Annotated in this window: 11 protein-coding genes and 1 pseudogene; 11 read left to right on the top strand and 1 reads right to left on the bottom strand. The window is 68.5% G+C overall.

All coding sequences use genetic code 11. The features are described 5' to 3' along the window. Positions 1–301 precede the first annotated feature (301 nt). The 7 genes and pseudogenes from U9977_RS13480 (at position 302) to U9977_RS13450 (ending at position 7,306) form a co-directional block, all read left to right on the top strand. Positions 302–508 (top strand): type II toxin-antitoxin system Phd/YefM family antitoxin, encoded by a 207-nt coding sequence (locus tag U9977_RS13480; protein ID WP_322749598.1) that lies wholly within the window; start codon positions 302–304, stop codon positions 506–508. Beyond that, positions 505–768 (top strand): type II toxin-antitoxin system RelE/ParE family toxin, encoded by a 264-nt coding sequence (locus U9977_RS13475; RefSeq protein ID WP_322749591.1) that lies wholly within the window; start codon positions 505–507, stop codon positions 766–768. The genes U9977_RS13480 and U9977_RS13475 overlap by 4 nt, the downstream gene beginning before the upstream one ends. A gap of 22 nt (positions 769–790) precedes the next feature. Further along, on the top strand, positions 791–1,531 hold the full coding sequence (locus U9977_RS13470; RefSeq protein ID WP_322749590.1) for a DUF3800 domain-containing protein: 741 nt from the start codon (positions 791–793) through the stop codon (positions 1,529–1,531). A gap of 436 nt (positions 1,532–1,967) precedes the next feature. Beyond that, positions 1,968–3,098: pseudogene (locus U9977_RS13465) on the top strand (ATP-binding protein); the annotation flags it as partial. Positions 3,099–3,300: 202 nt separating this feature from the next. Then, positions 3,301–3,948, top strand: a complete 648-nt coding sequence (locus U9977_RS13460) for an MOSC domain-containing protein (RefSeq protein WP_322749588.1) — start codon at positions 3,301–3,303, stop codon at positions 3,946–3,948. A 532-nt stretch (positions 3,949–4,480) separates the two neighbouring features. Then, entirely contained in the window at positions 4,481–6,472 is a 1,992-nt protein-coding gene (locus U9977_RS13455) for a thiamine pyrophosphate-binding protein (protein ID WP_322749587.1), read from the top strand. 144 nt (positions 6,473–6,616) lie between these two features. After that, positions 6,617–7,306, top strand: a complete 690-nt coding sequence (locus U9977_RS13450; protein ID WP_322749586.1) for a hypothetical protein — start codon at positions 6,617–6,619, stop codon at positions 7,304–7,306. 64 nt (positions 7,307–7,370) lie between these two features. Here the strand turns inward: U9977_RS13450 and U9977_RS13445 are convergent, their stop codons facing one another. Beyond that, positions 7,371–8,732, bottom strand: coding sequence for a hypothetical protein (locus tag U9977_RS13445; protein ID WP_322749585.1), 1,362 nt, complete (start codon positions 8,730–8,732; stop codon positions 7,371–7,373). A 718-nt stretch (positions 8,733–9,450) separates the two neighbouring features. Between U9977_RS13445 and U9977_RS13440 the strand changes: the two genes are divergently transcribed. The 4 genes from U9977_RS13440 (at position 9,451) to U9977_RS26965 (ending at position 11,138) form a co-directional block, all read left to right on the top strand. Next, positions 9,451–9,720, top strand: coding sequence for a prevent-host-death protein (locus U9977_RS13440; protein ID WP_322749584.1), 270 nt, complete (start codon positions 9,451–9,453; stop codon positions 9,718–9,720). Next, positions 9,710–10,168 (top strand): type II toxin-antitoxin system VapC family toxin, encoded by a 459-nt coding sequence (locus U9977_RS13435; RefSeq protein WP_322749583.1) that lies wholly within the window; start codon positions 9,710–9,712, stop codon positions 10,166–10,168. Before U9977_RS13440 ends, U9977_RS13435 begins: the two co-directional genes overlap by 11 nt. A gap of 86 nt (positions 10,169–10,254) precedes the next feature. Further along, the gene (locus tag U9977_RS13430; RefSeq protein ID WP_322749582.1) at positions 10,255–10,524 is read left to right on the top strand and encodes an AbrB/MazE/SpoVT family DNA-binding domain-containing protein; all 270 of its coding nucleotides are present in this window, start codon (positions 10,255–10,257) and stop codon (positions 10,522–10,524) included. Between the two features lie 200 nt (positions 10,525–10,724). Next, positions 10,725–11,138 carry a transposase gene (locus U9977_RS26965; protein WP_416210595.1) on the top strand — a complete coding sequence of 138 codons (414 nt, stop codon included), beginning with the start codon at positions 10,725–10,727 and terminating at the stop codon, positions 11,136–11,138. Positions 11,139–11,203: the final 65 nt, after the last annotated feature.

Here is an 11,203-nt window from a genome sequence, read left to right as displayed (position 1 = left end):
GGGCCGATGCCGCCCTGACGCCGACCGCCGTACCGATTGTGTAGGTTCCGCCGCACCAATACAGTTCCCGGCTCGATGTCCCACCCGGTCTCGTCTAGATCCACGACGGCCACCATACGGGCCGGAAGGAACTGGCTGGCCGAGCCGGTGCACCGGGCGGGCGAGGCCGTCGGTGGGGGTGCAGGGCACTGGAGTGGCGTCGTAGACGCCGCCGCGTTCGGCCATCCGTTTGCCGCCGTGTTACTCCCCGGCTGACAATCGAGTCGCCCGCTTGCGGGCGGTAGCACATACCGCCTTGGCGGTGGCCGACCACAAGCCGGTCTACCTCGCCCGTCGCGGCCGGCGAGTTGCGGCGATCATCGATGCCGATGACCTGGATCGCATCCTCGCGCTGGCCGAAGACATGGCCGACATACGCGAAGCCGAACGAGCGCGCGAGCAGATGATGACGACCGGGCAGACGCCCATCCCCTGGGATGAGGTCAAGGCCGAACTCGGCCTGACATGAAATACACGGTCAGTGTTGCACCGCATGCGCTCCGCCAGTTACGCAGACTCGATCCCACGGCCCGACGCCGGGTGCAGGCTGTCATTGATCTCCTCGCCGACGATCCCCGTCCACCGGCCGCTCGACAGCTTGTGGGCGGTGCGGGCGAATGGCACGTACGCACCGGCGACTACCGGATCGTGTACGACATCCAGGACAAGGAAATGATTCCCCTGGTCGTCGCCGTTGGCCTGCATGGCGACCCTCTGTGGGCGAATTGACGCGGCACCGTAGCCTGGGGCCATGTCGGCTCCCCTGCTCCATGCCTTCATCGACGAGGCGGGCGGTCGCGCGGTGACGGCGAGGTCGACCGACCACTTCGTCATGTCCGCAGTGATTCTCGCGGACGCTCACCTTCCGGCGATGGCCGCCGAGCTGGCTCAGCTCCGTATCGACCTCAAGCGACGCCCGGGCGATACTCTGCATTGGCAAAACCTCAAGGGACATTCCCCGTGTCTTCACGTCGCGCGGACGGTCGGGGCGCTCCCATGGCTCACGATCTCCACCGTCGTAGTATGCAAGAGACATCTCTCTGACGTTCTGCCAAGCGAAGAGCACGCGTACCTTTACACGCTGAGGTTCTTGCTGGAGCGACTGTCATGGCTCGCTCAGGCGCGTGGCGCGACTCTGGACTACACGCTCGCGCATATCGTACGGTTCGAGACCACCAAGCTGCGGCGATACGAAGCGGCGCTACAGGCGGACCCCGACTGTCGGATCGCCTGGGGGGCGCTCGACAGCCACGGTGGTCGCATCGATCAACCGAGCCGCGTGGAGGGGCTCCAGCTCGCAGACATGGCCGCGTCCGCGACGTTTCCCGCCTTCGAGCCGGACCGCTTCGGCAACATGGAGACTCGGTATCTGCGTGAACTCGCGTCCCGCCTCTACCGGCGACCGGGGCGTCCGCTTACCTCCTACGGACTCAAGATGCATCCGTGGAACGACACGACGAAGGCCGCCTACCCGTGGGTGGCGGCCCTCTAGGCGCGTCGGCCGGCTTATGCCGCTCTGCGGATGCCGCCGTTTCCGGTGGCAGACGACCGTCCGTGCATGTCCATGGTACGCGCGGGAGGCGCCGAGGTCGAGAGCCCTGCGCGAGCTTGTGGAAAAGCCGTACATGTGCAGGCGACATGAAGAGCAAGTGCTGCCGAATGGACGTCAGATGCCGCGCTCGGCGACGGCGTGTTGCATCATCGGCTATCTGAGTAATCGCTCCTAGTCTAATCTATCCCGATCGGTCACCTAAAATCATTGATCGGCGACTTTCCGCACCCCCAGTGGAATTCACTACAGAAGTGGGCTCGGATCATCAGGAGAGCCCGAGCGTGAGGCTCGCCGAGGTGGGGTGTGGGCTCGGCGGCGGTCCGTAGAGTGACCGACGACGATCCTCGGCCCGAGGTCGTGGAGGGTGGTGAGCGTGGTGACGCGCCGGTTCAACACGGCGGGGCCGTGTCGCCCCACGTACGACTACATGATTCCGGCGCTTCGGCGGCTCCCGCAAGGGCCTGGGCTGGTGGAGCGGATGGGCTACTTCGTGGTCCACGCTCCCCGCCAGACCGGGAAGACGACGGCGCTGCGCGCGCTGGCGGAGGAGCTGACAGCTGGCGGTCGGTACGCGGCGCTGCATTTCTCGTGCGAGCTCGGCGAGGCGGCAGGTGACGACTACGGCACGGCCCAGCGCAGCATCCTGCAGGAGGTCCGGAGCCAAGCCGAGATCGCCCTACCGCCGGAGCTGCGCCCGCCGCCGTGGCCGGACACGGTGGACGCCAACCTCCTCAAGGAATCGCTCGCGGCCTGGGCGCTGGTGTGTCCTCGGCCGCTGGTGTTGTTCTTCGACGAGATCGACGCGTTGCGCGGGCAGAGCCTGGTCAGTGTGCTGCGTCAGCTCCGGGCCGGGTTCAACCAACGTCCGCGGCGGTTCCCGGCGTCAGTGGTGCTGTGCGGGCTGCGCGACGTCCGCGACTCCTGCCCCCGAAACCGCTTCGCGGTTCCGCGGGTCCCCGGGACCGCCTCGGGGGGCGACCCGTCCCGGCTGGGTACCGCCAGCCCGTTCAACGTCAAGATCAAGTCTTTGCGACTCGGTGACTTCCTGCCCGAGGAGGTCCGCGAACTCTACGCCCAGCACACCGCCGAGACAGGGCAGGAGTTCACCCCGGAGGCGACCGCTCGGGCGATCGAGCTGACCGCCGGGCAGCCCTGGCTGGTCAACGCGCTGGCCCTCGAAGTCGTCGAGGAGATCGGGGTGCCGGTCGGCGAACCGATCACCGTCGACCATGTGGACCAGGCCAAGGAGCGGTTGATCCTGGCTCGCGCCACTCACCTGGACTCGCTGGCCGCGAAACTCGCCGAGCCCCGGGTCCGGCGCATCCTCGAACCCGTCCTCGCCGGGAACCTGCTCGCGCTCGATCCCTACGACGACGACCTGACCTACGTCCGCGACCTCGGGCTGATCACCCCTCGCAACCCGGTACGGGTCGCGAACCCGATCTACCGCGAGGTCATCGCCCGCGTCCTGACCACCGGCGTCGAAGTGAACGTGCTCGCCGACCCCGAGGTCGCCAGCCCCAGCAGTCGCACGATCACGCTGCTGCGCGCCTGACCCCGGCCCGGGGATTGCTTGAGTTTCTCTGATCGACAAGGGTGTCATGTGCCCACGAACCAATTGCCGGGCGCTCTAACAGCCGTGAACGTACGCGCGGCAACGCCGGTCGTGGCCGATCCGCCCCACACCCGGCACTGACAGGGAGGCCGAAATGTGCGATGACGGCGCGGGTCCGACGGTGGTGTCCGTCAACGTCGGCCTGCCGCGGACCGTCGAGGTCGACGGTACGGTCGTGACCACCGCGATCTGGAAGGCTCCCGTTGCGGGCCGGGTCGCCGTCGGACGGTGCAACCTGGCCGGCGATCGCCAGGCTGACCCCACCGTCCACGGCGGCGTCGACAAGGCCGTGTACGCCTACGCCGCCGAGGACCTCGCCTGGTGGGCCGATGAGCTCGGCCGGGACGTGCCACCAGGCGCCTTCGGCGAGAACCTGACCACAGCCGGGATCGACCTACGCTCCGTCGCCGTGGGCGAGGTCTGGGCCATCGGCTCCGCCGTGCTGGCGGTCACTCAGCCACGCGTGCCCTGCTACAAGCTCGCCGTCAGGTTCGGTGACCGCAGCCTCCCGCGCCGCTTCGCCGCCGCCGGCAGACCCGGGGCCTACGTGCGGGTTCTCCAGGAGGGCGAGCTGGCGGCCGGCGACCGCCTGCACGTGCTGTCCAGCCCCGACCAGGCTGTCACCGTGGGCCTGGTGGCAACGGCCTACCACTCCCATGACGCGCAGCTGACCGGCGCCGTCCTGCGAGCACCCGGCCTGCCGGCGTCCTGGTACGACTGGGCCCGCGCCCGGGTGGGTTGACGGCCAGGTCCCCTTCGCGCCGGTCACTCCGTGCGCCGGTCATTCGGCCGACAGACCGTGCGCCTCGTGCTCAGCCGGCGGCGGGTTGTGGGTCAACCAGTCGAGCCTGCGCGCTGCGGCCTTCTGCACCGCGATGACGAAACATACCCGGCCCGGTCCCCGTGATGGAAAGGGAGCGTTGGTGTACTTGATGGAGATCGGATCCATATAGCGGCTGGGAGGACGAAACCTCCCCCACCACGTTCCCCGGTGCGGTTCACCCACCGTGGCAACCGGCGACCCGAGGCGCCTATTCCCGTCGTCGAAAGCCCTCGGTGAAGCCGTCGTTGAAGCCGTCGTTGAAGCCGTCGCCTGGACGTCATCCCCGCCTGGGTCTGTACTGTTCCAGGAATCAGCTGGACGACGGCAGCCCATCCACCTATCTCACAGCCGTACCACCGCACAGCCTCCCGCGAGGAAGACGTCGTGATGGTGACCGCAGACCTCGATCACCCGCCGGCCGGCGCCGGCACAATCCGTGAAAGGCCACGCCATGTCCGCTAAGCGGCCAGAGCAGCCAGAGCAGCCAGAGCAGCCGGCTGAGACGTCCGGCTGGCATCGGGTGGACGCCGAGGATCTGCCCGACGAGGGTCGGGTGCGTACCGCCGTGGTCGGTGGCCGCAGTGTGGCGCTGACGCGGTGCGGGGGGTTGCTCTCGGCGCTGGAGAACCGCTGCCCGCATCAGGGCGGCCCGCTCGGCGAGGGGTCGATCGAGAACGGCTGGCTGCGCTGTCCGTGGCACGGCTACGACTACGATCCCACCACGGGGAAACCGCCGGCGGGCTTCACCGACGCGGCGACCGCCTACGCCGTGCACGAACGGGACGACGGGGCGTTCGTGCAGCTGCCGCCGGCGCGGATCGAGACCCGCACCGTCAGCGACGTTCTCGTGGACACCCTGGTCGCGTGGGGCGTCCGGCACGTGTTCGGCATGGTCGGGCACTCCAACCTGGGCTTCGCCGACGCGCTGCGCCGCGCTGAGGCGCGTGGCGAGATCACCTATATCGGTATCCGGCACGAGGGCGCCGCCTCGTTCGCCGCCAGCGCGTACGGCAAGCTGACGGGACGTCCGGCGGCGTGCTTCGCGATCGCCGGGCCCGGATCGACGAACCTGCTGACCGGTCTATACGACGCGAAGCTCGACGGTGCGCCGGTGTTGGCGATCTCCGGGCAGGTGCCGTCGAAGGTTCTCGGCCGGGGAGCGTTCCAGGACCTGGACCTCTCGGCGGTATTCCGGGACGTCGCGGTGTCCACGGCGACGGTGCAGGCCGGCAGCGACCATGGCGAGCTTGCGGCGCTCGCGGTCAAGCACGCCGTCGACGGACGCGGGGTCGCGCACCTGGTGCTGCCGGACGAGGTGCAGGTACTGCCGGCGACCGCGGCAGCGGTCCGGCCCGACGGCCGGCTCTCCGACCGCCGCAGCGGTCCCGACGCCACCGCCGTGCGGACGGCTGCCGATCTGCTGCGCCGCGCCCGACGACCGGTCATCATCGCGGGGCATGGCGCCCGGCCGGCCGCAGCGGCCCTGCGAGCGCTGGCGGAACGGCTGGGTGCACCGGTCGCGACGACCTTCAAGGCCAAGGGGCTACTGGCGGACACCCACCCGCTCGGGGCTGGCGTGCTGGGCCGCAGCGGCACCCCGGTCGCCAGCTGGCTGATGAACGAGGCAGACCTGCTGGTCGTCGTCGGCGCGTCGTTCGCGAACCACACCGGCATCGCGCCGTACAAACCCGCCATCCAGATCGACGATGACCACGCCGCCATCGGCCGCTTCCAGAAGGTGGACGTCGGGGTGCTCGGCGACGCCGAACTGAGCCTGCTCGCCCTGGCGGCGGCCCTCGACGGCGGTCCGGCTGGTACCACGGCCGGGGTGGACCAGCGGCCGGACGTGGCGGCGCGCTGGGCATTGTGGCGCGCTGAAAAGGCGCGCCGCGTCGCCGACGACCGGGGCCGGGGACTGTCCGCGGCGGCGGTCTTCGACGCGCTCGGGCGGCACATCCCCGCCGACGCCGTCATCAGCGTCGACGTCGGCAACCACGCCTACTCCTTCGGCCGCTACTTCGAGTCCGCCGGCCAGCCGGTGTTGATGTCGGGCTACCTCGGTTCGATCGGCTTCGGCTACCCGGCCGCGATCGGCGCATGGGCGGCCGACCCCAGCCGCCCGGTCGTGGCCGTCACCGGCGACGGCGGCTTCGGCCAATACCTCGCCGAAGTGACCACCGCGGTCAAGTACGGCATCGGGATCAAACACATCCTGCTCGACAACGGCGCCCTCGGTAAGATCAGCAAAGAACAACTCGGCGAGCAGTTCCCGGTCTGGCAGACTTCCCTGCACAATCCCGACTTCGCCGCCTACGCCCGCCTCTGCGGCGCGGCCGGCCACAGTGCCACCCATCCCGGTGACCTCGACGATGCGATGACGGCCCTGTTCACCGGCGACGGCCCCGCGCTCCTGCACATCCGCCAGGACGCCGAGCTGCTGTAACCACAGAAGCCGCGCGCCATCGGGGCACCGCGCCAGCTGGCCATCGCGCCAGCTGGCCATCGCGCCAGCTGGCCATCGCGGCACCTCGGCCCGATTCCGAGCCCAACCGGGCGCCCATCCCACCCCGAGGAAGGAAGAGCGGCCATGAGCGGAACCGACCAGCTACCTGATCGTTTCGGGCAGACCCGGACGTCCCTGCACACCCTGGCCGAACACGTCCTGGCTGCGTCCCGCTACCGGGCCACCGGGCGGATCGGCCTGGTGGTGCGGCCCGGCGGGTTCGGCACACCGCCCTTCGGCCCCGACCACCGGACGGTCAGTGTCGAGGGCTGCGAGCTGGTGGTCCGCGCAAACGGCGAGATCGGGCGGACGGACATCACCACCCTGCGCTCCGCCGGGCAGGCCGCCGGCATCGAGCCCGGTGCCCCGTCCGCCGTCTACACCCCCGCTACCAGCCTTGACCTGGACGCCCCGCTCGTCGTCGATCCGACCGCCGCCCAGTTGATCGCCGACTGGTATGCCCTGGCCGACGAGGCGCTGCGCCGGTTCACCGCCGAGATCGACCCGGACGCGCCCAGCCCGATCACCTTGTGGCCGGAGCATCTCGACGTCGCCCTCGCCGCCTCCGGTGTCAACTACGGAGCCAGCCCCGGCGACGACTACGTGAATGATCCGTACCTCTACGTCGGGCCGCCGTCGCTACCCACCACGCCGCCGGACCCGGACGGCTTCTGGAACCAGCCGTTCGGCGCCAGCCTGAGCTGGGAAAAGGCCCACTCGGTGGACCAGGCTGTCGAGTTCTTCCGAGCGGGCCACCAGCGCCTGCCCCGCTGACCGGGGCGGGTGGACCCCGATACCGATCGGGGTCCACCCATCCCACCGCGAAACTCCGGTAGTGCTACCTGGGCGGGAACTGCGAGTTGGGGAGGGGATCAGCGAGGTTCGCGGTCGGGGCTGTGTCCATGAACCCGATCACCGCGCAGTTGATGTCGACCCCGACGGAACCGTAGGGGGCGGGCTGACCGGTGGCAGGGTCGACGCCGGTCAGCAGATCAGGCCGGCTGGCCGCCAGGTTGAACACCTGGACCTCGTCGATCTGCCGCTTGTTGAGGCCCTGCCGCACGGCCTTGTCGGTCCACAGGCCAAGCTGCGCGTCCCACAGCGGGCTGTAGGCCAGCGCGTGCCTGGGATCGGTCTCGGTCGGGAAGTCACCGAACACGTTGAGCAGGTCACCGCCGTTGCGCAGGGCGTCGATCAGCGCGGTGTTACCCGCGCTGGCGTCCTCGGCGACATGCCCGTCCTTGGCGAGATGAACGAACCCCTGTGCCTGGCTGTTGTCGGCGCCGGTCTGGCCGTTGATGAACCCGAACAGCCGCTCGCGGGCGGAGCCGAGGAAGTCGTCGCCGCCGTTGTAGGCCGCCTTGTCCAGCGCGGGCACGTAGGTCGCACGCTCCAGTGCGGCGGTCAGGGGCTGGCCCGCGTCGGTGCTGATGTACACGATCGGCTTGCCGGCGTCGAAGCCCTTGACGAACAACATGTCGACGTAGGACTCCAGGTACTGGCCGGGCGGGGACGGAGGTGCGATGTGAATGCCCAGGACACGATCACCGGTGTCGGTGTGGTGGACGACGTCGAAGGGACCGTCGCCGGTCGCGACGATCGGCGCGCTGTAGACGACGTTCGACCCGGCGAGGCGGATGAACGGGCTGTAACCTGGGCCGGCGACCGCGCCGGGCGCGAACTTGGCAAGCGGGAAACCATCCGGTCCGGGCTCGGCCACCCGGGTCGGGCTGAAATCGGGCGCGCCCTGGAAGTTGACAACGGCCTGCCCGAAACGGTTCTGCTGCGGCGTCGGCGCGTCGAGGGTCACCGTCTGGACGCATTCCTGGCAGCCGACGGCGAGATTGGTGAGCTTAGGCGCATAGTTCACCCCCAGGTCGCGTGCCAGGCCCTCGTCAGAGGCATCCAGGAGCGTGAACCACACCGTCGTGCCGTTCGCCTTCCCCTTGTAAATGGGCAGGCGGACGCTTTCCTTGCTGAGATCGACCTGGAGCGCGCTCTCGAGCGTCAGGTGATCACGAGGCAGCAAACCGCGTAGCGGCCCCAGTCCCGCGGCCGCGCCCTTCGGCTGGTTCGCGCCGGCGAGCGCCTGACCACCTGTCACCCCCGTAGCTGCGATAATCATGAGCGTGGCAGCCGCGAGCGACCACCGTTTTGACGACCATCGTTTTGACGACCATCGTTTTGACAGCACAGCCATGCCGTTCTCCTTCCATTCGGGCGGATTCCCACCCGTGTTCGTGAACCGATCGACGTCGGGATCTCGTGAGTTTTCCGTCGTTGCAGCAACCTGGGATCAACAAGATTTCACCGAAACCCCGACCCCGCGACGATAGAAAGGCGTCGCTGGATGCGTCAAGGTGAATGGCGAGCAGGGGAAACGCCGTAAGAATGCCGTAAGAATCTGACCTCGGACGCCTGCGACCGGAAATTCCGATGTAAGGGCACGATAATTGACAAGGCCTGCCCAGCCGCAGAGCCTTTTTTGAATCTTGTGTTCGGACAGCGATCCGCGGCACAGGCGTCTGCCCTGCTACCCGGCGAGCCCCGTCAACCGTGGACGGTCGACGGGCTCGCCGCCGCGGTTCACGTCTTGGGTTCACGTCTTGGGTTCACGTCTTGCGCGACGCCGGCCTGATCTACCGCCGGAGACCCGAGGGCCGGCGCCGCCGTTGCCGGTAACCCCGGGGCGGCTGTTCTCGTGCCGGTCGCGGTACCAGTCGCGGTACCAGTCGCGGTACCAGTCGTCGTACCAGCGGCAGTAGGTTCGGCCGACGACTTCACGTCCGGACGTCCGGCCGTCACGGACGGCTTCCGGTTGGCGCCCCCGCGGCGTAACGTGACATCCCACAGTTGATCTCGGCCTGAGAGTGGCACCAGGTAGCACCAGGTGGCACATGGCGGGTATCGTCGGCAGTATGAGTTCTCAACCTGAGGTCACCCAGCGTGATCTGCGCAACAGGTCAAAAGAGATCATGGACGCGGTCCAGGGCGGCCAGGCGTTCACGGTCACCCGCGACGGACACCAGATCGGCGAGCTGATCCCGCTGCGGCGGCGTCGACGGTTCGTTCCGCGCAGCGAGTTCAGGGCGATGTCGCGCAGCGCCCCCGACATCTCCCTGGATACCTTCCGAGCCGACCAGAACGCCACGGCCGACCAGGAACCGGACGACCCGTATGACCGGTGACCACGCCCACGGGCTACTCGACACGAACATCATGATCTTGCGCCGGTGGGTGGACCCCGACGAACTTCCCGCCGAAATGGCGATCAGCGCTATCACCCTGGCGGAGCTCTCCGCGGGGCCGCACGAGGTGCGCAGGAACGAGGAGCAGGACAACTACGACGAGCACGCCGAACGCGCCCGGCGACTGGACGTGTTGCAGCGTGCCGAGAACGAGTTCGACCCCATTCCGTTCGACGTGGAAGCCGCGCGCATCTACGGCAGGGTCTGCGCGGCCGTGATCGGCGCCGGACGCAAGCCCAGACGACGGCTGGCCGACCTGATGATCGCCGCGATCGCAATAGCCGAGGACCTGCCGTTGTTCACGACCAACCCCGACGACTTCACGGGACTGGACGGCCTCCTCACCGTCGTCCCCGTCACCCGGCCGACAGTGCTCCACAGCCGGTGAGCGCAGGCCGCTCGCAACCGATTCCTGGGAGCCTGAGGCGGTCAGGCAAGCGAACCCGCGGCGACCAATTTTCTGGTACGCCGGGGATGGCCTGGGAATCGGCTGGTGCCGTTTTTCCCTATGGAAGCGACCGTCGATTCGGTGGGACGCATCGTCATCCCAAGCCACTACGTGACGCTCTGGGCCTCGAGCCCGGTGCGTCCGTCGATGTCAGCCTCTACGGTGCCGGTCTGCAACTCGTACCCGCCGGACGGACGGCGCGGCTCCGAGAGGTCGACGGCTCCCTGGTAGCCGATTCGGACACCGTCGTGACCGACGAGACCGTGTTCGCCCTGATCGACGCCGGGCGCCGGTGACCGACCTCGCGCTCGACACGAGCGTCGCCGTCGCCTATCTCCTGCGGTCTCACGTCGCCCATACTGCGGTCCGACACCACGTCGGCACCCGGGTTCCCACGCTGACCCCCTCTCTGCCAAGGTGAGTTGAGACAGAACGATCTATCCGTCGGGTGTAGCGAGTAGGGCGCGATGCGGATCAGGATCTTGCGACTTTGACCATGGCAGACGTGTCGTCGGGTGGTTCGGAAAGGCCGAGCGGGAAGGCGCCGAAGGGGTCCGGTTCCAGGGAAGGCCAGCCGACGCGGCGGACGTTTACCGACGCGTACAAGTTGAGGATCGTCGGGGAGTACGACGCATTGACCGAGCACGGTGCTCGGGGGGCGTTGCTTCGCCGGGAGGGGTTGTACGACTCGCACGTCGCCAAGTGGCGTAGGGCGCGTGACCGGAGCGCGTTGGGGGCGAAGAGTTCGCCTGGGCCGGCCCAGGCAGCGGGGTCGGCGGAGAACCGGCGGTTGAAGGCCGAGAACGCGAGACTGGCCGCGGAGTTGGCGAAGACCCGGGCGGTGCTGGAAATTATGGGAAAAGTGTCCGCTCTCTTGGAAGGTCTCTCCGAGAGAGCGGATCGAGAATAGAAGCGGACGCCGTGACGAGTGCGGCTCTGGTCGAGTTGGAGCCGCTGATGTTCCGCATCCTTGGT

It is taken from the genome of Protofrankia sp. Cas8 (assembly GCF_963555845.1).
Classification (GTDB): domain Bacteria; phylum Actinomycetota; class Actinomycetes; order Frankiales; family Frankiaceae; genus Protofrankia.
This window is presented reverse-complemented; position numbering and strand designations above follow the sequence as displayed.